18 protein-coding genes are annotated in these 19,809 nt (G+C 64.8%); 11 read left to right on the forward strand and 7 right to left on the reverse strand.

Annotated elements, in window-relative coordinates; all coding sequences use genetic code 11:
* Positions 1 to 301 precede the first annotated feature (301 nt).
* Positions 302 to 3,091, forward strand: a complete 2,790-nt coding sequence (gene rapA, locus CCR95_RS08990; protein ID WP_201093678.1) for an RNA polymerase-associated protein RapA — start codon at positions 302 to 304, stop codon at positions 3,089 to 3,091.
* 119 nt (positions 3,092 to 3,210) lie between these two features.
* On the opposite strand, the gene CCR95_RS08995 is transcribed toward rapA, so the two are convergent.
* The gene (locus CCR95_RS08995; RefSeq protein WP_201093679.1) at positions 3,211 to 3,777 is read right to left on the reverse strand and encodes an NUDIX hydrolase; all 567 of its coding nucleotides are present in this window, start codon (positions 3,775 to 3,777) and stop codon (positions 3,211 to 3,213) included.
* Positions 3,778 to 4,146: 369 nt separating this feature from the next.
* Here CCR95_RS08995 and phoB point away from each other — a divergent pair, with 369 nt between their 5' ends.
* The 4 genes from phoB (at position 4,147) to CCR95_RS25820 (ending at position 6,667) form a co-directional block, all read left to right on the forward strand.
* Positions 4,147 to 4,833, forward strand: a complete 687-nt coding sequence (phoB, locus tag CCR95_RS09000) for a phosphate regulon transcriptional regulator PhoB (RefSeq protein WP_201093680.1) — start codon at positions 4,147 to 4,149, stop codon at positions 4,831 to 4,833.
* Positions 4,830 to 6,203 (forward strand): phosphate regulon sensor histidine kinase PhoR, encoded by a 1,374-nt coding sequence (phoR, locus tag CCR95_RS09005; RefSeq protein WP_242523139.1) that lies wholly within the window; start codon positions 4,830 to 4,832, stop codon positions 6,201 to 6,203. The genes phoB and phoR overlap by 4 nt, the downstream gene beginning before the upstream one ends.
* Positions 6,204 to 6,217: 14 nt before the next feature.
* Entirely contained in the window at positions 6,218 to 6,457 is a 240-nt protein-coding gene (locus tag CCR95_RS09010) for a hypothetical protein (protein WP_201093801.1), read from the forward strand.
* A gap of 84 nt (positions 6,458 to 6,541) precedes the next feature.
* Positions 6,542 to 6,667, forward strand: coding sequence for a hypothetical protein (locus CCR95_RS25820; protein ID WP_276570244.1), 126 nt, complete (start codon positions 6,542 to 6,544; stop codon positions 6,665 to 6,667).
* Here CCR95_RS25820 and CCR95_RS09015 read toward each other — a convergent pair.
* Complete coding sequence (locus CCR95_RS09015; protein WP_201093681.1) at positions 6,660 to 7,085, reverse strand: cobalamin biosynthesis protein; 426 nt, start codon at positions 7,083 to 7,085, stop codon at positions 6,660 to 6,662. The genes CCR95_RS25820 and CCR95_RS09015 overlap by 8 nt on opposite strands.
* A 16-nt stretch (positions 7,086 to 7,101) precedes the next feature.
* On the opposite strand from CCR95_RS09015, the gene CCR95_RS09020 reads away from it, so the two are divergent.
* A complete protein-coding gene (locus CCR95_RS09020) occupies positions 7,102 to 8,520 on the forward strand; it encodes a cobyrinic acid a,c-diamide synthase CobB (RefSeq protein WP_201093682.1) in 1,419 nt (472 codons plus the stop codon).
* Positions 8,521 to 8,797: 277 nt separating this feature from the next.
* Positions 8,798 to 9,637 carry a TIM barrel protein gene (locus CCR95_RS09025; RefSeq protein WP_201093683.1) on the forward strand — a complete coding sequence of 280 codons (840 nt, stop codon included), beginning with the start codon at positions 8,798 to 8,800 and terminating at the stop codon, positions 9,635 to 9,637.
* A gap of 338 nt (positions 9,638 to 9,975) precedes the next feature.
* Here CCR95_RS09025 and CCR95_RS09030 read toward each other — a convergent pair whose 3' ends face one another.
* Positions 9,976 to 10,332 (reverse strand): hypothetical protein, encoded by a 357-nt coding sequence (locus CCR95_RS09030; protein ID WP_201093685.1) that lies wholly within the window; start codon positions 10,330 to 10,332, stop codon positions 9,976 to 9,978.
* An 18-nt stretch (positions 10,333 to 10,350) separates the two neighbouring features.
* Between CCR95_RS09030 and CCR95_RS09035 the strand changes: the two genes are divergently transcribed.
* Both CCR95_RS09035 and CCR95_RS09040 read left to right on the forward strand, forming a co-directional pair.
* Complete coding sequence (locus tag CCR95_RS09035) at positions 10,351 to 10,533, forward strand: DUF5132 domain-containing protein (RefSeq protein ID WP_201093688.1); 183 nt, start codon at positions 10,351 to 10,353, stop codon at positions 10,531 to 10,533.
* Entirely contained in the window at positions 10,530 to 10,706 is a 177-nt protein-coding gene (locus tag CCR95_RS09040) for a hypothetical protein (RefSeq protein WP_201093690.1), read from the forward strand. Before CCR95_RS09035 ends, CCR95_RS09040 begins: the two co-directional genes overlap by 4 nt.
* A gap of 234 nt (positions 10,707 to 10,940) precedes the next feature.
* On the opposite strand, the gene smc is transcribed toward CCR95_RS09040, so the two are convergent.
* The gene (gene smc, locus CCR95_RS09045) at positions 10,941 to 14,546 is read right to left on the reverse strand and encodes a chromosome segregation protein SMC (RefSeq protein ID WP_201093693.1); all 3,606 of its coding nucleotides are present in this window, start codon (positions 14,544 to 14,546) and stop codon (positions 10,941 to 10,943) included.
* 214 nt (positions 14,547 to 14,760) lie between these two features.
* Between smc and CCR95_RS09050 the strand changes: the two genes are divergently transcribed.
* Complete coding sequence (locus CCR95_RS09050; protein WP_201093694.1) at positions 14,761 to 15,528, forward strand: metallophosphoesterase family protein; 768 nt, start codon at positions 14,761 to 14,763, stop codon at positions 15,526 to 15,528.
* On the forward strand, positions 15,525 to 15,830 hold the full coding sequence (locus tag CCR95_RS09055) for a hypothetical protein (protein ID WP_201093695.1): 306 nt from the start codon (positions 15,525 to 15,527) through the stop codon (positions 15,828 to 15,830). Before CCR95_RS09050 ends, CCR95_RS09055 begins: the two co-directional genes overlap by 4 nt.
* A gap of 113 nt (positions 15,831 to 15,943) precedes the next feature.
* On the opposite strand, the gene CCR95_RS09060 is transcribed toward CCR95_RS09055, so the two are convergent.
* The 3 genes from CCR95_RS09060 to CCR95_RS09070 all read right to left on the reverse strand — a co-directional run bounded on the left by CCR95_RS09060 (position 15,944) and on the right by CCR95_RS09070 (position 19,806).
* Positions 15,944 to 16,357, reverse strand: coding sequence for a response regulator transcription factor (locus CCR95_RS09060; RefSeq protein ID WP_201093696.1), 414 nt, complete (start codon positions 16,355 to 16,357; stop codon positions 15,944 to 15,946).
* A gap of 63 nt (positions 16,358 to 16,420) precedes the next feature.
* Positions 16,421 to 19,336 carry a PAS domain S-box protein gene (locus CCR95_RS09065; protein WP_201093697.1) on the reverse strand — a complete coding sequence of 972 codons (2,916 nt, stop codon included), beginning with the start codon at positions 19,334 to 19,336 and terminating at the stop codon, positions 16,421 to 16,423.
* 26 nt (positions 19,337 to 19,362) lie between these two features.
* A complete protein-coding gene (locus tag CCR95_RS09070) occupies positions 19,363 to 19,806 on the reverse strand; it encodes a response regulator transcription factor (RefSeq protein WP_201093698.1) in 444 nt (147 codons plus the stop codon).
* Positions 19,807 to 19,809 lie beyond the last annotated feature (3 nt).

Consider the following 19,809-nt stretch of genomic DNA (forward strand, 5'->3'; position numbering starts at 1 on the left):
AGATGCACAATCTCGCCGATCTCACGCTCGCTCGGGCGACGATTCAGGACTGGCTCTCGCAATCGGCGGGTTGAGTTGCGCTCGGTGGATCGATGCATCGTATACTGTTTTCAATCACGGTCGTGCCGGAGCGAAACGCTGTCAGCCGGAGCGGCGTTGCGATGAGGCCTTCGTCAGCGACGGTCGGTTTTTAACGTGGCGTATCGGCGGATCCCCGATGCCTGGAGGTTGCTTCATGAATCCCCTGTCCCGTATCGATCCCGATGCCTGAGCCAATCACGATCCGATATTGCACATTGTCATGTTGACAGTGTGTGAATTTCTCCCCGGCCAACGCTGGCTGAGCGAAACCCAAGGCGAACTGGGCCTTGGCCTGGTCGAGGCGGTCGATGGTCGCCACGTTCGGATGGCCTATCCGGCGACGGGCGAAACTCGTCTGTACGCGATGCGCGAGGCCCCGCTGGCGCGGGTCGAACTGGCCCCCGGCGAGCGGATCCGCGATCGCGCCGGACAGGCGCTCCGGGTGTTGGAGACCCGGTTGCGCGACGGTCTGCTCATCTATCGCTGCGAGACGCCGGACGGAAGCGTCCGCGTACTCCCGGAGTCCGAGCTGGATGATCGTCTGCATCTCAACCGGCCCCGGCAGCGTCTGCTGTCCGCCCGGTTCGACGGCGATCAATGGTTCACGCTGCGCTACCGGACTTGGTTGCAGGGGATGCGGGAGGCCGATTCGCCGATCCTGGGTCTGCTCGGCGCGCGGGTCGCCCTGATTCCGCATCAGCTCGCGCTCGCGGCGGAGGTGGCCGGGCGCGATGCGCCGCGTGTGCTGCTGGCTGACGAGGTGGGACTCGGCAAGACCATCGAAGCCGGGCTGATCCTGCACCGGATGCTGCTCACCGGACGGGCGCGGCGGGTTTTGATCGTCACGCCCGAGCCGCTGCTGCATCAGTGGCTGGTGGAGATGCGGCGGCGGTTCAATCTGCGTTTCGCGCTGTTCGACCGCGCGCGTTTCGAGGCCATCGCCGAATCCAATCCCTTTCAGGCCGAGCAACAGGTGCTCTGTAGTCTGGATCTGCTGGTCTCGCGGCCGGACGCGGGGCGCGCCGTGCTGGACGGGCAGTGGGATCTGCTGGTGGTCGACGAGGCCCATCATCTGACCTGGTCCGAGTCGGGCGCCAGCCCGGAATACGCGCTGGTCGCCTCCCTGGCCGCGCGCACGCCCGGCGTGCTGCTGTTGACCGCCACCCCCGAGCAGTTGGGGCGGGCCGGTCATTTCGGGCGTCTGCGTCTGCTCGATCCGGCGCGCTTTCACGATGATGCGGCGTTCCTGGACGAGGAAGCGCGCTATGCGCCGGTCGCCGATCTGGCCGCGCGGCTGCTGGATGGCGCGGACCTGAGCGAAGCCGACCGGATGCTGTTGCGCGCGTTGCCAGGCGATCTCGACGGACTGAGCCGGGAGGCGCTCATCGAACAGTTGGTGGACCGGCACGGCACCGGTCGGGTGCTGTTCCGCAACACCCGCGCCGCCATCCGTGGTTTTCCGGAACGCCGGCTGTTGTCGTATTCCCTGCCCGAGCCGGACGCCTATCGCGCGCTGACGGCGGATGCCGTGACGCGACTCACGCCCGAGCACGCGCGCGGCGCCGACTGGGTCGAGTTCGATCCGCGCATCGACTGGCTGGTCGCCACCCTGCGCGCGCGGCGTCCGGCCAAGATGCTGCTCATCTGCGCCCACGCCCGGACCGTGCTGGAGCTGCGCGAGGCGCTGCTGCGACGCGCCGGCATCCACGCGGCGATCTTCCACGAAGGCATGGAGATCGTCGAGCGCGATCGGGCCGCGGCCTATTTCGCCGCCGCCGAGGATGGCACCCAAATTCTGCTGTGCTCCGAGATCGGCAGCGAGGGGCGGAATTTTCAGTTCGTGCATCATCTGGTGCTGTTCGATCTGCCCCTGGAACCGGATCTACTGGAACAGCGCATCGGTCGACTCGACCGCATCGGTCAGACCGAGACCATCCGTATCCATGTCCCGGTGCTGACCGGCGGCCCCGGCGAGGTGCTGTTTCGCTGGTACGCCGAGGGATTGGGTGCCTTCGACACCATCTGCCCGGCCGCGCCGGCCGTCTTCGCCCAACGGCGCGCGTCGCTCCTGGCCGCGCTGGAGGAGCCGGCGGGGACCGATGCGCTGCTCGAAGAGGCCCGTCGTCTCACCGCCCGGATCAACGCGGATCTATCCGCCGGGCGGGATCGTCTGCTGGAACTGCATTCGCATCGCCCCGCCCTCTCCGCCGCGCTGGTGGAAGCCATCGAGTCGGTGGACGCAAGCGGGGATGCCGCCGAGTATCTGCGGCGCTTCTGGGACGCCTTCGGAGTCGAGCATGAGCCCGGCCCCGGCGGTTCTGCGGTGGTGCGTCCCGGTCTTCACATGCTGCACGAAACCTATCCCTGTCTGCCGGAAGAGGGGCTCACGGCGACCTTCGCGCGCGCCGATGCCCTCGCCCACGAGGATCGCGAATTCCTGACCTGGGAACACCCCATGGCGCGCGCGACCATGGAATTGCTGACCGCCTCGGATCTGGGCGCCGCCGCCATGACCCTGGTGCGCGACGGGCATGGCAAGTCGCCGACGCTCCTGCTGGAGATGCTCTACGTGGCCGAGTGTCCGGCGCCGCCCGACTTGCAGGTCGGGCGTTTTCTGCCGCCGACGGTGGTGCGTTTGCTGCTGGACGCGGAGGGCAGGGATCGGGCCGGTGAGATCGCGCACGATGCCTTGCAGGGCGAGTGTCTGACCCAGAATCTCAAGCTCGCCCGGTCGGTGGTCCAGTCTCAGGCGTCCCGTCTCGCCACCCTGCTCAAGCGTGGCGAGGAGTTGGCGCACGAGGCGCTCGGGGCGCTGGAGACGGATGCGCTGGCGCGCATGCAGGTCTTGCTCGGCGCGGAACTGGAACGCCTGACCGCCCTGGCGCGGGTCAATCCAACGGTACGCGCGGACGAGATCGAGCGTTTGCGCACACGGCGCGACCGGCTTGGACAGGCACTGACCCGGACGGATCTGCGCCTGGATGCGGTACGGCTGGTAGTGATGGCGTAGAGACAAGGCGTTGCCTTGCCTCTACAACGCGGCCATGAACGCCATCGCCGCCGGTCGGATGGTGGCGGACGGGTTGGGCGGATGGCGACACCACCATGGGTAGGCAATCAACGCAACCATCAGCAGCCAGATTCTTCCGATAACATGTCGATCGTGTTCTTGATGAATGCGCCGGCGCGATAAAGTCCGATCAGGGTTTTGCTGTCGGTGATGGTGCCATCGTGACACCAGTCCAGCGCCTGACCCAGCGGCAGCCAATGGATCTCGATCACCTCGCCAGGCTCGTGGGCCGGCGGTTGAGTGGTGAGCCCGCGCGCGAGCCAGAGATGAATCACCTCGGTGAAGATGCCAGGAGAACTGTGCATCAAACCGAGCTTTGTCCAGTCCGCGGCCAGCAGTCCCGCCTCCTCCAGGAGTTCGCGGCTGACCGTGTCAAAGGGCGATTCCCCCGGATCGATCCGTCCCGCCGGAAGCTCCCACAGCCAACCCTGACTGGCGTGACGGAACTGACGCAGCAGACAGACCCGGTCCTGGTCATCCAATGCCACGGCGGCGGCCCCTCCCGGATGATGTACGATCTCCAGTTCAACCTGATCGCCGTTGGGGAGTTCCACGGTCTCAAGGGCAATCTCGATCACTCGACCTTGATAGATTGGTTCGCGTTTCAGGACTTGGCCTTCGCTCATCGACAGTTCCTCATGATGTTTGGCCCGATAGTAAACCGCGTTTGGCCGGCGATGCGGAGTTTGTGCAACGACGCGAACTCGCATGAACCGATAAAGGTCGTCATGGACGCGGTTTCAGGGATCATCATCGCCGACCACCGCCTCCAGGTCGAGGTTTGAAGCGCCGGTCGGCGATCCCTTGGCGGCCCGCGGATCGCGTCCGATGCTGGCGGCGGTCGACACGGTCATCCGACCGTAACCAGACGTCAATAAACTAGCTCCGGATCGGTTTGTGACGGGCGGCTTCGATTGACGCTGCCACGGCGCGGATGACGGTTCTCTCTCGGCGCCCCGAACGCGGCGCTCAGTCTCCCTTCAGGACCCATGGCTATGGCAACCATTCTTGTCGTCGACGATGAACCGGATATCCGCGAGGTGATCCGTTTCGCACTGGAAAACGCACAGTTCCGAGTCATTGAGGCTGGTCATGCGGACGATGCCCGTAAACTGCTCTCCAACGAAAGCCCGGATCTGATCCTGCTCGACTGGATGCTGCCCGGACGCTCCGGTCTGGAACTCGCTCAGCAGCTTAAACAAAACCCCAAAACGCGGAGCCTGCCGATCATCATGATCAGCGCCCGCGGCGAGGAGGAGGATCGTGTCAAGGGGCTGGATACGGGCGCCGACGACTATATCGCCAAGCCGTTCTCGCCGCGCGAAATGGTCGCCCGCGTCAAGGCAGTGCTACGCCGGACCCGGCCCGGCGAACTGGCCGACGAGATCGAGATCGGCGGTCTGTGCATCGATCATATCAGTCACCGGGTCAGCGTGGACGGACGCGCGGTCGAGGTTGCGCCAACCGAATATCGCCTGCTGCATTTTTTCATGACCCATGCCGATCGTGCCTTCAGCCGCTCGCAGTTGCTCGATCAGGTCTGGGGCGATCAAGTCTACGTGGAGGAGCGCACTGTGGATGTGCATGTTCGCCGCCTACGCAAGGCGCTGGAGATCTCTGGCCATGATCGTCTGCTGCAAACGGTGCGCGGCGTCGGCTACCGGTTTTCGGATAAATCTTGAGCGGTTTGAGCGCCTTGTTGGTCGAGCGGGGGGCGTCCGCGCACCGCACCCTGCTCTTCGAGCTGGGTCTCCTGCTGGTGCCGGTCGGCATTGGCGGCGGGCTTTGGCTGTTCGGTGCGAGTCTTGCGTGGGTCTGGCCGCTTGTCCTCCTTCCGTATGTTCTGCGCCATTTCTACCACCTGACCCGGCTTGCGATTCTGATCCGCCGTCATCATCGGCTGGTTCCCCCCTTTCCGCGCGGGCTATGGGGCGATCTCTATCGCAGCATCGCCCGTTATCAACAGCGTGGGCGCAAGAGCCGCAAGCGGCAAATTCGTTTCTCAAGGCGTTTTCGCGAGGCTGCCAACGCCGTGCCCGATGCGCTGGTCATCCTCGATAAACAACTTCGCGTCGACTGGGCGAATCCGGCGGCGGCCAAGCTCATGAATATCCATTGGCCCGAGGATGACGAGCGTCGCTTCACGGAACTCCTGACGAACCCGGATCTTGAGCAGTTTATCGAGGCGGGCGACTACATGCGCCCTCTGGACATTGCGCCGGCGCACAATCGCGCCATCATGCTCTCGCTGCGAATCACGCCCTTCGGCGAGCGTAAGAAGCAGCGTTTGGTGGTTGGGCGCGACATCACCAAGATCTACCATCTGAACATGATCCGCCGCGATTTCGTGGCCAATGCTTCGCATGAGTTGCGCACGCCCCTGACCGTCATCGCCGGTTTCCTGGAGCCGTTGATCGAGGCGCCGATCACGCCCAACAACCATCGCCGGCCGCTCTCGCTGATGTTCAATCAGACCGAGCGCATGCGCTCGATCATTGAGGATCTGCTCACCCTCTCGCGGCTGGAGATGCACGACAGCCCCGAAGCGCAGACGGTTGTCGATGTGCCGGACGAACTGCATCTGATCCTGCAGGAGGCGCAGGCACTCAGTAATGGCCAGCACCAGTTCGAGACCCGGATCGAGGATGATTTATTCCTGATCGGTCATCGGCCGGAGTTGCGCAGCGCCTTCTCGAATCTCATCTTCAACGCCGTCAGGCATACGCCGCCAGGCAGCCGGATTTCGATTTGCTGGCGTCATGACGTCGAGGGGGCGCTATTTGCGGTCGAGGACGATGGACCTGGGATTGCCCAGGAACATCTGCCGCGTCTCACCGAGCGGTTTTATCGCGTCGATTGCGCCCGCTCGCGCGATTCCGGCGGAACCGGGCTGGGTCTTGCGATTGTCAAGCATGTTCTGAATCGGCACGATGCGCGTCTGTGGATCGCCAGCGAGGTCGGGAAGGGGAGCATTTTTTCCTGTCGCTTTCCGATACATTTATGCGGCCAATCGTTAGCGATCAGCAACACATGCACACCCGTTTCCGAGTGAGAGGAGACGTTCGAGTGGATGGACATCCTGGAGAGCCGCATCGCCAGTGCGCGCGCGCACGCCTGGCGGCCCGGCCGGTGGTGCTGTGCGCGCGGGACACCACCGAGCTGAACTTCCACGGACAGGCCATCGACGCTCTGGAGCGGATCAAGAACCTCCTGCCGGGGCGTCCGGGTTACGTTGGGGCGACCGCACGCGATGATCGGCTGTTTGTTGAAGCCGTGTTGTATCGCGACCGTGCCGGCATGCCTTGAGCGGCTGGCAGGCCTCTGACCTGGTCGGCGCCGATCGCTTGCTGCCCGGCTTGGACGCCGAGGCGTGACTGGCCGACAAGGCGTATGACGCTCAAGCCATTCAGAGCGATTGCCACCCGCGATGACAAGCTGGCCCGCAATTTCCTGGCGGGAGTCCATGTGGCCACGGTCAGCATCCTGCTCACAGGATGGAAGAAGGGCACTACTTGATCTTTCTTCTGGGGCTCATGCGCGCGATGGCCACTGTCACGCCCAGGCCATCGGCACCGCGATGGATTTGCTTAGCCACCAGCAGTTCCCGACCGCCGGCTGCGAGCAGAGCGGCGGCCTCGGCGACGCCGGGCGTACCGACCGCGTTCGCCGTGCGGGACGAGGGGTTCGGAACCTGGACTGCGGCCAGGGTCTCGGCCGGAAAGAGCCGCAGCGGCCAGCCGCGTATGCGGGCCAGCGCCAGGAGCGCCACCTCCTCGGCCTTGCCGGCATGACTGGCGATGCAACACACCTCGACCTCGCCGAGTGGCCGCAAGGCATCGGCGATCGCGGACTCCAGAGCCGTCAGCGAAATCCCGCGCCGACAGCCCAGACCGATGGCAATCTTCAGTCTTTCAACAATCTCTTGATCAGCCATTCGTCGACCCATGCCCATGTCAGAGCTACAACCGCCCCTGTCCGATCCCGCCCCGCGCCAGTGTCCGGCACTCTTCCTGACCGCCTCCGCGTCGGGACAGGGCAAGACGACCCTGGTCGCCGGTCTGGCGCGCCATCACCACCGCCTCGGGCGACGGGTGCGGGTGTTCAAAACCGGACCGGACTTCCTCGACCCCATGATCCTGAGCCGGGCCAGCGCGGCGACGGTCGGGCCGCTCGATCTCTGGATGGTCGGTGAATCCGACTGCCGCCGCAAGCTCTGGGAGGCTGCCGGCGAGGCGGATCTGATCCTGGTCGAGGGCGCGATGGGGTTGTTCGACGGCCTGCCGAGCGGGGCGGATCTGGCCGAGACCTTCGGGATTCCGGTCGCGGCCCTGATCGACGCGCGCGGCATGGGCCAGACCTTCGGCGCGCTCGCGCTTGGCCTGGCAACCTATCGTCCGGCCCTGAGCTTCGCCGGCATCCTGGCGAATCGGGTCGCGAGTCCGCGTCACGAAGCGATGATCCGGGGCGGATTGCCGCCGGGGCTGCGCTACCTGGGGGCTATGCCGCGACTGGCCGAGGCCGAGCTGCCGAGCCGGCATCTGGGGTTGGTTCAGGCGTCGGAGATCGTCGACCTGGAGTCGCGTCTCGACCTGATCGCGGATCGGATCGGCGACACCGCCCTGGCAGAGCTGCCCGCGCCGGTCCGGTTCGCGCCGCCCGCCGAGTGGCCGGTCCTGTCCAGGCCGCTCGCCGGACGACGCATCGCGATCGCGCGCGACGCCGCCTTCTCCTTTCTTTACGAAGACAACCTGCGTCTTCTGGAGGCATTGGGCGCCGAGCTGAGCTTCTTCTCGCCGCTCGCCGACCCCGATGTCAGCGCCGACGCCATCTATCTCCCCGGCGGTTATCCCGAACTCCATCTGCACGCCCTGGCGGCCAACGCCGAGATCAAGAACGCGCTCGCCCGGCATCTCGCCGCGGGCCGTCCGCTCTATGCCGAGTGCGGCGGCATGCTCTATCTGCTCGACCGGCTCACCGACAAAGCGGGACACACGGCGGAGATGGCGGGCCTGCTCCCTGGCCACGGCCAGATGCGTCAGCGTCTGGCCGGTCTCGGCATGCAGTCGTTCGACCTGCCGCCGGGTTGTCTGCGAGGGCATAGCTTTCACCACTCGACCATGGAGACCCCTGTCGAGCCGGTCGCATCCGGTCAACGCCAGAGCGACGGGCGGGCGGGCGAGCCCTTCTACCGCCACGGCACGCTGCGCGCGAGCTATCTGCACCTCTATTTTCCCTCGGCGCCCGCGGCGGCGGCCGCCTTGTTTCTTCCAGACCGCGAGATGCTCGCGCAGGCGCCCGAGACGACACTCGCCCGGCAGGCGAGAGCAATCCGAACGCCCGATAATGCTCGCCGCCAACCGACACCATGACTCACCGACCTCCACTGATCTAGTCGATCATCCGCTCGCGCTGCCTGATCGAGTGATCAGTGGCCCGCAAACCGGACTGCTGCACTGGCGGCGGCCCAACCGCGTCACGCTGAGCAACCTGCTGCACTATCCCACCGCCAGACGGCGGATGCGGTCAACACTGATGGCATGCCATCGGCGTGCCGGTGGATCCGCCGCTGGGGGCGCCCCAAACGGTCATGTCGATCCGGCATAATCGCACCCAGCGGGGCGATCCCGCGGCAGCACTTGGGTGACCATGAAGACCTTCGGATTCAAGATCGTCGAGCGCGATCGCGGGGAGATCGAGCCGGTGGTGAGGCAGGCGCTGGCTCTGGACTGTCCCCTGGAGGTGGGGCTCTATTTCGGCGAGGCGCAGGCCCTCTCGCTGCTGCGGGAGTGCCTGCCTGGGTCCAGTCTGCCGATCATGGCCCATCTGGACCACCGGCGTCTGAGCCTGTATGGCCTGGAGGCGAACGGCGAGGCGCTGTGCGCTCAGCTCGAGCTGGCGGCGGGCCTTGGAGCACGCTATGTGATTACCCATGTCTCGTCGTACCCCATGACGCCCAGGCCGGAGCGCCAGGGCGAGGTTCTGGAGCGGCTCATGACCGGGCTCGCGTTCGCCACCGAGCGATGCCGGGGCATCGGTCTCGCGCTGCACATCGAGAATACCTACCACGGCCTCGACTTCTACCGACGCTTCTTCCAGGAGACGGCTGCCGTGGGGCTCGGGGCGACCCACTTCTGCTTCGATCTCGGCCACGCGAAGATTTGGTCGACCGAGGGGCTGCAGGACTGGCTCGGGTTTCTCACGGAGTTGGACCTGGAGGGGCGGCGTATCCACTGCCATCTGCACGCCAATGCCGGACTGAACGACGATCACCTCTCCTTTCTCGCCGCCGAGCGCAAGGGACTGACCGGAGCCGACGGCTTCACCGGCGCCTGGGACGATTACCAGGCGTTGAACGCCCTGGCGATGGCCCTGCCAGCGGCCTTCAAAGTCTTCGAGGTTCCACCGGCGGAGGCCGTGGAAAACCGCGCTCATGTGCTGGCGCGCCTGGCTGCGGCCCGATCCGCCGGGGCACCACCAGGCGCCTGAGGGGCACGCGTCGGCGGATTCTCATTTTCCCTGAGCGATCTCGGTCAGCATCTGCGCGGCGCGTAACCGATTGGTGCTTGGGCAGGAAACCACGGCGGAGACATCCCATGAGATCGCGGCGATCCCCCAAGCGCTTCGCGAAAGGGCGTCGAGGATTTCTTCACGACCACCGTCGCTGGTCCGTTCGCGCATCTCCGATGCAGACACCGGGGAAACCGATCCGGACCATGGGCGCCTTGAGATCCGGTGTTCCTGGACCTCGGCCTTCAGTGGTGCGTCGAGATCGTCGGCGTGCCCAGACGGCACCACGCGAGGGCTTGACGGAGCGCCGCCACGACCTATGCTTCCTGGATCCCGGAGAGTTGCTCGTTGAGCGAGAGGATGGCGTCCCGATCCGCCTTGGCGAGGGCGCGACCCGGTTCCAGCAGCCAATCGCACCGTTCGAGCAGCGCGCCCGGACTGCCCTTGACGGCGACCAGTCGTTGCTCGTCGGCCCCATGATGAAGCGTGCTGAGCAATGGGCGCCCCTCGGCCCGCTGATGCATCTCCAGGAACGGGTGGGCGCGGCGAACCTCGTCCGGATCCAGGCCGCAGCGACGCACGAGATCGAACAACGCCTGCTCGGTGGGCGAGCCGGTAAGCTGACCCTCGCCCTCGACACCGGCTTCGTTGCAGAGGGCGAGGATCTGGAGCAAGGACCGGAGCCCCTCGCCGTGCGGGGCGCTCCAGTCGTGGCCTATGAGAAGAGTCGCGAGGCCGCCGTCGATCTGGGCGAAATGATGGACGATCTGGTCGCCGAAGTACAAGACGAACTCGTGGAAGAGCGGTTGCGCGCGGCGGCCAGTCAGGCTGAAGAGGTGGTCGAGGCCGGCTCGAGGTCCGGATCGGTGACATGACCCCAAAGGTTCGGCGCGTCCACAAGGCCTCTGGGCGCCTGCGTCTGCGCGTGGCGGAGCGACGCGGGGATCGTCCTTGGCTCAACGCGATTGCCGAGCGCATCGCCGCGATTCCCGGTGGTTTGCAAGCGGCGGCATCGAAGACCATTGCATCAACGACATCGCCGATCTGAAAACTGAGCTGTTCAGGATCGCCGAGCAGCTTCTCCTCAACTCGCCCGTTACCCATCGCCATCCAACCCCAAGGGGAGAGCGCACTCCCCACGAGAACGGTGCGTCTCCCCATCTTTCCACGGAGACCGCACCATGAAACGCCAGCCTCGCGCACGGCGGCTGGAATCTGAAGCCCTTCGACGGAACACTCTACCCGACAGCAATCAGGCGTTGGTCGCCGAAATGACGCCCATTCAGGAAACCGCCGCCAGACGGACCGCCTCGTCCACGTCCACCGAGACCAGCCGCGAGACGCCCGGCTCGTGCATGGTGACCCCCAGCAAATGGTCGGCAATCTCCATCGTCACCTTGTTATGGCTGATGAAGATGAACTGAACTTGCTCCGACATGGCACGGACCAGCTCGCAAAAGCGCACCACGTTAGCATCGTCCAGCGGCGCGTCCACCTCGTCGAGCATGCAGAAGGGCGCCGGATTGAGCTGGAAAATGGCGAACACCAGGGCGACCGCGGTCAGCGCCTTTTCGCCGCCGGAAAGCAGATGAATGGTCGAATTGCGCTTGCCCGGCGGCCGCGCCATGACACTGACCCCGGTCTCTAAAAGATCCTCATCGGTGAGTGTCAGATAGGCTTGTCCGCCGCCAAAGAGACGCGGGAAAATCTCCCTGAATCCCTGATCGACCCGGTCATAGGTTTCCTTGAAACGGTGGCGCGTCTCCCGGTCGATCTTGCGAATCGCCTGCTCCAGCGTCTCCAGCGAGCGCGTAATATCTTCATGCTGAGCATCCAGATACGCCTTGCGCTGCGACTGCTCCTTGAATTCGTCGATCGCGGCCAGATTGATGGCGCCCAGGCGCTGGATGCGCGCGCCGACCTTGGACAGTTCCTCCTGCCACACCGCCTCGCCGTCCTCGGCCGCGCTCGCGGCGCGCGCCGCGTCGTCCATGGACTCCAGCACCGCCGCCGGGACGGCGTCCGACTCGGCAAGCTGTTCCTCCAGGGTCCGCCGCCGCACCAGTCGCTCCTGACGTTCGAGCCGCAGGGCATCCAGGCCGCGCTGATTCGCGTGAACCCCCTGCTCCACCCGCAGACGTTCCTGCTCCAGCCCGCGCACCTCGGCATCGAGCGACTCGCGCCGGTTGCGGGCATCGCCGAGCGCCTGTTCGACCTCGACCCGCAACGCCAGATGTTCGTCGAGCCGTTCGCGTTGTTCGAGCAGCGGTTCGACATCTTCCTCCAGCGCATCCTGCAACTCGTCGCGCCGCTCGCGCAGTTGGGTCTGCTGCTCGTCGGCGCGTGTCAGACTCTGCTGGGTCGCCGCCCGCGCGGCCCGGTTGGATTCGACGCTGACCCGCAGCCCCTGGCTCCGATCGCGGCAGGCGCGCTCGCGCTCGCGCCCCTGGGCGACCGCCGAGCGCAAACGGTCGCGCTCTTGCACCATGGAGTCGCGCCGCTCGGCCAGCGCATCCATCTCGGTCAGGTGTTCGTGAAGACGCTCGCGCGTCTCTTCCATCTCGGCGATGGCGTCGGCGGTCTGCCGATCGAGTTCCAGCCGTTCGTCGGCCAGCGCCCGCAGACGTTCCTGCTGATGCTCGCGACGGGTGCGCGCGCTGCTGAGTTCGGCCCGCAGACTGGATAATTCACGTTCCAGCGCCGTGCGTTGCTGATCCATGGCAAGACGCGACTGCTCCGCCTCGGCCCGCGCCGCGCGCAACTGCTCCGCGTCCGCCAACAGGGCCGACTCCCCCGCCAGCAGGTCGGCAATCTCGCTCCGCAGCGATTTGACGGCATCCGCCCGCGCCAGCACGCCGCCGCCGTCCTCGGTCGCCGGCGCGCCCAACCAGTTGCGACCGACCTGTACGCCCTCACGGGTGATCAGACGCTCGCCCGGCCCCAGAGTCTCGCGCGCATCGAGCGCGTCCGCGAGTCCCTCGGCAACCCGCACGCCCCCCAGCAGACTGGCGAGCGACCAGGGCGCGCGGACCCTGGACGCCAGCGTATCGACCGGATCGCCCGACCGCGCGGCTGCGGCTTCCTCTAAGCCGGGCTCCCTTATCCCTTCCTCCTTGTCCCTTGCCACTTGCCCCTTGCCCCTTTCCTCCATGACCGGCGTGGTATCCAACAGCACCAACCCCGGCAGCAGCGGCTCGTCCGCCGCGCCATGCCGATCCAGTCCGGTCGTTCCCACCGCCCGCAGCGCGTCGCCAAGCACGGTCTCCAACGCGGTTTCCCAGCCGGCGTCGACCTCCAGATGATCGACCAGACGGGGCGCCTCCGCGAGCCCCTGACGCGCGAGCCACGCGGCGCGCTCGCCATCCCGGTCGGCGAGCGCCGCCTCCTGCAAGGCGCTCAGCGAGGCCAGGCGTCCCCGCGACTCCTGAAGCCCCGTGCGCAGCCGGTCGAGTTCGTCGGCCAGTTGACGCAGCGCCGACTCCCGACTTTCCAGATCCTCGGCGCACCCCTGTTGATGCGACTCGATCTCGCCGATCCGCTCCTCAAGCCCCAATTCCCGCTCGGTCAGATCTTCGATCCGCGTCGCGACATCGCCCGCCTCCAGACGCGCGGCCTCCTCCTCAATGCGGCGCAGACGCTCCCGATCACGCCCGACGCGCTGCTCCAGCGCATTGATACTCGCCCGCTCGACCTGCGCCTGCTGGGCCGGGCGGGCCGCCGCCTGATTGAACGCGTCCCACTCGGACTCCCAAACCTTGAGTTGATCCTCGGCGGTCATCAAGACCCCAACAGCCTCGCCCAGCGCCTGTTCGGCCGCCTGCCATTCGGGCTCGTCGCGCGCCAGCTCGCCCGCGATCTCGGTCAGGCGCGTCTGGTCGCGCTCCAGATGACGTTCGGCCTCGTACAATTCCTGTTCCAGCCGGACCAATTCGGCCTCCCGTCGACCGCGCGCCTCGTTAGCGAACTGGATCGCCTGCTCGGCCCGCGCGATCTCCGCGCCCACGGCATAGAAACGCCCCTGAACCTCGTTGAAGCTGTCCGAAGCGGCGTTCTGATCCTCACGCAGCGCCTCGATATCCGCCTCCAGGCGACGCTGTCGCGCGATCCCGGACTCGGTGGCGTTTTCCGCCTCGGCCAGCAGACGCTCCTGGCGCGCAATCTCCGCGTCCAGCGCGCGCCAGCGCAGCGCCTTCAACTCCAGCTCCAGACGCCGCTCGTCAGCCCGAAGCTGGGTGTATTTCTCGGCGGTGGCGGCCTGACGTTCCAGATGCTGAAGTTGCTTGCCCACCTCCTCGCGCAGATCGTCGAGTCGGTCCAGATTCTCGCGGGTGTGACGGATACGGGTCTCGGTCTCGCGCCGCCGCTCCTTGTACTTGGAAATCCCCGCCGCCTCCTCCAGAAAGAGCCGCAGATCCTCCGGGCGCGACTCGATGATCCGCGTGATCATCCCCTGCTCGATGATGGCGTAGGAGCGCGGCCCCAGACCGGTGCCGAGAAACAGATCCTGAATATCGCGCCGCCGGCAGCGCGAGCCGTTCAGAAAATAGCCGGACTGACCGTCGCGCGAGACCTGGCGCTTGACGGCGATCTGATTGAAGGCCGCGTACTCGCCGCCGACGCCGCCATCGCTGTTGTCGAACACCAATTCGATGCTGGCCACGCCCACCGGCTTGCGCCCGGTACTGCCGTTGAAGATGACATCGGCCATCGACTCGCCGCGCAGCATCTTGGCCGAGCTTTCGCCCATCACCCAGCGCACGGCATCGATCACGTTGGACTTGCCGCAGCCGTTCGGCCCCACGACGCCCACCAGATTGCTTGGGAACGAGACCGTCGTGGGATCGACGAATGACTTGAATCCGGCCAGCCTGATCTTTTCGAGTCTCATGTCTCACTACTGCCAGGCGGTTTCATACGGGAAGGAAGATCTCGCCCTAAAAGAAGAGGGGTTTGTGGTGGTGGTCATGATCCGAAAGCATCATCGATGGGTGCCGGATGTGACGGCCTCCTCTACAATGGATCGACTGTTTCGACGAGTATCGAACCAACGCTCGGGCATGGCCACATACACCGAAGGATAACAAGGTAGAATCGACCGCCTTATGCTAGCGATCTTCAAGGAAAAGCGCACGCACCGCGCAGCGCTTCCGACACTTCCGCGCACGCCAGAAGGTGTACGGGTCTACGCGATCGGCGACATCCATGGACGACATGACCTACTGCTTACCTTGCAGGACAGGATTCTGGCGGATGCGGCGGGCTATCCCCAACCGGAAAAGGTTGTCGTCTATCTCGGCGACTACGTTGATCGCGGACCCAACAGCCGTGAGGTCTTGGAACAACTGAGCACGCGCCCACTCCCGGGCTTCACCTCCATTCATCTCCGAGGGAATCACGAATACTCCTTGTTGGGGTTCATGCGAGAACCGGAAGTCTATTCCAACTGGCTCGATTATGGCGGCCTGGCAACACTAAGCTCCTATGGCGTTGCTTCCGGTCACGCCGACACACGACAAGCCTTGCGACAGATGGCGCATGAATTGACTGTCAGCATGCCGGACCATCATCTCGCTTTTCTCGATCGACTGGAGACGTATCGACTGCTGGGGGATTACCTTTTCGTTCATGCCGGCATTCGACCCGGCATCCCGATCCAGGATCAATCCGCACAGGACTTGCTTTGGATCCGGAAGGATTTTCTGACATTCACGAAACCCCACCCGTATTTCGTCGTCCATGGTCATCAGATCTGCGATGAGCCTGATGTCAGAAACAACAGAATCGGCATCGATACCGGGGCTTTTGCCACCGGACGGCTGTGCTGTCTGGTGCTCGATGGCGAGGAGCGGGAGTTCATCGACACGCGGTGAAATACTGGAAAGGAATTTCATCGAATGATGCTGGACGAGGACGGCGCGCGGCTTCCGGCGGATATACCAACGTCCTGATCGTCAACGACGCAGTGCTGCTCCCGGTCGATGACGACATGAAATCTTCGTCTGATGAGCCCATTGCAAAATTGCCGGTAGCGGTGGAGCCCAAGCCGGGCGAGGGGCAAGAACGGCTGTTGCTTGCCCCTTTCCGTGTGCTACGTCATATTCCGCTCTGGCGGCATGGAGTGATCCGGTTTTCCGGCCATCGGGTAACTTCGCCGGCTGGCGTCTACCACTGAAAAGCCTTTCGCTGGCGACACCCGCTCTTCCCTCCGCTGTTGCGATCCCTGCGGGACGCATCATCCCTGCACTGCGCGATTTTGCAATTGGCTTTTCATGGCAGTACGGTCGCTCATGGGGCTTCGGTTCGCCCCTGGCGGCGACCCGCGTCATAGCGGCGCAGCACCGCACGAATTCGCCCGATCAGTTCCTCGGGATGAAAAGGCTTGGTCAGGTAGTCATCCACGCCATGTTCGAGCGCGGCGAGCTTGTCGGCCTGAAGCGTGCGAGCGGTGAGAAAGATAAAGGGAATCTCGGCGGTGAGCGGATCCTTGGCAAGTAAGGCCTTCAACATAAAGCCATTTTGACCGGGCATCATAATATCGCAGACGATGATATCCGGCCGCTCGGTCCTCGCCAGTTCAAGCCCCGACGCGCCGTCGCCGGCCGTCACCACCTCAAACCCGAAGCGTTTGACGATCAGGCTCGCGGCGAACAACTGATGCGGATCATCGTCGATCAACAATACTTTTTTATCGGTTTCCAACATGATGCCTGTTCCTGCCTGAATCGGTGATCGAGACGCTCGGGGGCGATTGCCGGACGCGGTTCACGTCCCGGCCTCCACGTTTCCGAGCCATTTTACCAGCGCCTCGGCCAACGCACCCGGTCGCACCGGCTTGGCGACATAATCGCTCATCCCCGCCGCCAGACATTGCTCGCGGTCGCCCTGCATGGCATTGGCGGTCATGGCGATGATGGGAACGGCATGATCGAGGACGGCGCTGCCCGGATCGCGGATGCGGCGCGATGCCTCCAGTCCATCCATCACCGGCATCTGCACGTCCATCAGCACCAGATCATAGGGAATGCTCGCCAGGGCGACCAGGGCTTCCGCGCCATCGGCCACGGCATCGGCCCGTAGACCAAATTTTTTGAGGATGCCCAGGGCCAATTGCTGGTTGATGCGATTGTCCTCGGCCAACAGGATGCGCGCCTTCGTCTCCGCGAAGCGCGGCGCGTCGGTCTTCTGTAACGACTCCCGCAAGGCATGACGGGTCAGGATGCCCGGCGGAGCGTTCCGCTCGGGACCGACGTGCAGCAGTACCGACAGCAGCTCCCAGAGTTCCTGCTGCCGCACCGGCTTGGGCAGATAGGCCGCGAAACCGTCGGCGGCAAAGCTGCGGGGATCGCCCCGCAGGGCCAGCGAGGGCAGAATCACCATCCGCAGCTCGGACAGCCGCGCATCGGTGCGAATGGCACGGCCCAAGGCGTCGCCGTTCATGCCAGGCATCTCCAGGTCGATCAGCGCCACGCGGTAGGGATCCGTCTCGGCGAGCCCCCGCTCCAGCATCCGCAGGGCCGACTGGCCATCCGCAACCGCGTCCGGGCGCATCCCCCAGAACCGCAATCGGGCGCTCAGGATGTCACGATTGCTCGCATTGTCATCCACGATCAGCGCACGCACGCCATCAAAAGCGTCGAGTGGGCCAGTGTAGGGCTCGTTCCCCTCGGCCTGCTTCTCCAGGCGCACGGTAAACCAGAACGACGAGCCGTGGCCGTCCTCGCTCGCGACGCCGATCGTCCCTCCCATGAGTTCGGCCAATTGTCTGGAGATGGCCAGGCCGAGCCCGGTGCCGCCATACTGGCGCGTGGTGGAGGCATCGACCTGACTGAATTTATTGAAGAGCAGCCCGAGCTTGTCGGGCGGAATCCCGATCCCGGTATCGCGCACCTCGAAGCGCAGCAGGACCGCGTCCCCGGTGTCGGTTTCCAGCGCGACACGGATCGCGACCTCGCCGGCCGCGGTGAATTTGACGGCGTTCCCCACCAGATTGGTGAGGATCTGCCGCAGCCGCCCAGGATCGCCACGCAGCCGCGTGGGCACCCCCGGTTCGATGGCGCAGAGAAACTCCAGACCCTTCTCGTAGGCCCGCTGAACCAGGCTGGCGGCGAAGTCGTCGAGCAGGCCGGACAAATCGAAGTCCAGGATGTCCAGATCCAGCTTGCCCGCCTCGATCTTGGAGAAATCCAGGATGTCGTTGATCAGACCCAGCAGCGCCTCGCCGCTGGCGCGGATGGTCTCGGCGTAGCGTTGCTGCTCCTCGCTCAGCTCGGTATCGAGCAGCAGCCCGGTCATCCCGATCACCCCGTTCATCGGGGTGCGGATCTCGTGGCTCATGTTGGCCAGGAATTCGCTTTTGGCGGCGCTCGCCGTCTGCGCCTGAAGCGCCAGCGCGTTGGCGCGGGCGTTGGCGTCCTGAAGCTGGCGGTTGGTTTCGCGCAGCGCCTCCGCCGCGTGCTTGCGCTCGGTGACGTCGCGGGCAACCGCGTAAATCCGTGTCCCAAAGGGTCGGGAGCGCCATTCGATCCAGCGGTAGGAACCGTCCTTGCAGCGATAACGGTTCTCGAAGCTCGACACCTCCTGCTGATCATCCAGCGTCGAGAGCGCCTTCAGCGTGCGTTCGCGGTCGTCGGGATGGACGAGATCAATGAAAAACCTGCCTTCCAGCTCCGCGATGGGATACCCCAGCACCCGCTCCCATTCGGGGTTCAGGCGCAGAAACTGGCCATCGGTCTGGGCGATGCAAAGCAAATCGAGACTGGATGAGAAATAGCGGTCCAGTTCATCGCGCGCCGCCGTTTCGGCGGTCAAATCCTTGCTGACGCCAAAGATGCAATCCAGGCCATCCCATTGACCGTGCCAGATTCGGCTCTCGACCGGAATCAGCCGGCCATCCCGAGTCACCAACGGCAGCGGGCAAGTGTCGCGCTGACCGGCCAGCAGCGCGGCCAGGATGTCCCGCGCCTCCTGGCGTCGCTCCGCGGGATGGAGATCCAGCAGCGAGAGTCCCGTCAGATCCTCGACGCGATAACCCAGCGTGCGTTCGGCGGACGGGTTGAGATAGCGAATCCGGCCCATCGGCGTGGTCACGAAGATCAGGTCGTCGATGCTCTCGAAAAAGGCGCGGAAGTTCGCCTCGCTCTCGCGCAGTTGTTCTTCCGCGCGCCAGCGATCAGTGATGTCGCGGCTGATGCCGAGCAGCCCGGCCAACTTGCCATCGTCAGCCCAGTAAGGGGTTTTCAGGGTATCCAGCAGTTGTCGGCGGCCATCGGGAAAGGTGACCCACTCCTCGTTGCGGGAGGGTTCCAGCATTTCCAGCATGCGTTGGTCAAAACCCCGAAAAGCCTCCGCGATGTCAGGCTCGAACAGGTCGACATCGGTTTTCCCCAGGATCTCCGCGCGCGGACGCCCGACAAATTCGGCGAACATCGCATTACAGCCGAGATAGACGCCCTGGAGATCCTTGAAAAACACCAGATCGGGAATGGCATCCAGCAGGGTCGCGATCAAACCGTCAGTGCGTGCCGACGCCGCGCCCGGCCGCGGGTGGTCGATCGTCTCCGTCGGGACCGCTCTCAGCCAGACCAGATCGGGAATCGCGCCCAGCAGATGGGCGACCAACTCGCGCTGCTCCTGTTCGAGTTTCTCCTTTTCATGCCGGTACTCGGTATTCTCGATCATCGGTGGTTCGCTCCGGCAAGGGTCAGTCATCGCGTGCCCGCTGGTTCGGTCTTTTCAGCCGCCTCGATCGAACCCTGACGGCGGCCGGCTTCATGGCGGCGCAACACCGCCCGCACCCGCTCGTTGAGATCCTGCGGATGATACGGCTTGGTAATGTCATCGTCCGCGCCCTTGGACAGGCCGGCGAGTTTGTCGATCTCATAGGTGCGGGCGGTCACGAAGATGAAGGGAATATCGGCGGTCCGCGGATTGTCGGCCAAGAGCGCGCGTAACTGCATGCCGTTCATGTGTGGCATCTGCATATCGCAGATGATGAGATCCGGCCGGTCTTGCTTCGCCCGCTCCAGCCCCGAGGTGCCATCGGCGGCGGTCATCACCTCGAAACCGAAGCGCTGCATGATGATGCGCGTGGCCAGCAACTGGTGCGGATCGTCGTCGACGATTAACAATGAGTTTACGATTTTTGCCATCGT

Source organism: Thiocystis minor (assembly GCF_016653465.1).
Taxonomy (GTDB): domain Bacteria; phylum Pseudomonadota; class Gammaproteobacteria; order Chromatiales; family Chromatiaceae; genus Chromatium; species Chromatium minus.

Coding starts and splice junctions, on each gene's coding strand:
- CCR95_RS09025 (WP_201093683.1), top strand. CDS start 8,798: ATGAAGACCTTCGGATTCAAGATCGTCGAGCGCGATCGCGGGGAGATC.
- phoB (WP_201093680.1), top strand. CDS start 4,147: ATGGCAACCATTCTTGTCGTCGACGATGAACCGGATATCCGCGAGGTG.
- CCR95_RS09040 (WP_201093690.1), top strand. CDS start 10,530: ATGACCCCAAAGGTTCGGCGCGTCCACAAGGCCTCTGGGCGCCTGCGT.
- CCR95_RS09070 (WP_201093698.1), bottom strand. CDS start 19,806: ATGGCAAAAATCGTAAACTCATTGTTAATCGTCGACGACGATCCGCAC.
- rapA (WP_201093678.1), top strand. CDS start 302: ATGTTGACAGTGTGTGAATTTCTCCCCGGCCAACGCTGGCTGAGCGAA.
- CCR95_RS25820 (WP_276570244.1), top strand. CDS start 6,542: ATGACGCTCAAGCCATTCAGAGCGATTGCCACCCGCGATGACAAGCTG.
- CCR95_RS08995 (WP_201093679.1), bottom strand. CDS start 3,777: ATGAGCGAAGGCCAAGTCCTGAAACGCGAACCAATCTATCAAGGTCGA.
- CCR95_RS09015 (WP_201093681.1), bottom strand. CDS start 7,085: ATGGCTGATCAAGAGATTGTTGAAAGACTGAAGATTGCCATCGGTCTG.
- CCR95_RS09020 (WP_201093682.1), top strand. CDS start 7,102: ATGTCAGAGCTACAACCGCCCCTGTCCGATCCCGCCCCGCGCCAGTGT.
- CCR95_RS09050 (WP_201093694.1), top strand. CDS start 14,761: ATGCTAGCGATCTTCAAGGAAAAGCGCACGCACCGCGCAGCGCTTCCG.
- smc (WP_201093693.1), bottom strand. CDS start 14,546: ATGAGACTCGAAAAGATCAGGCTGGCCGGATTCAAGTCATTCGTCGAT.
- CCR95_RS09065 (WP_201093697.1), bottom strand. CDS start 19,336: ATGATCGAGAATACCGAGTACCGGCATGAAAAGGAGAAACTCGAACAG.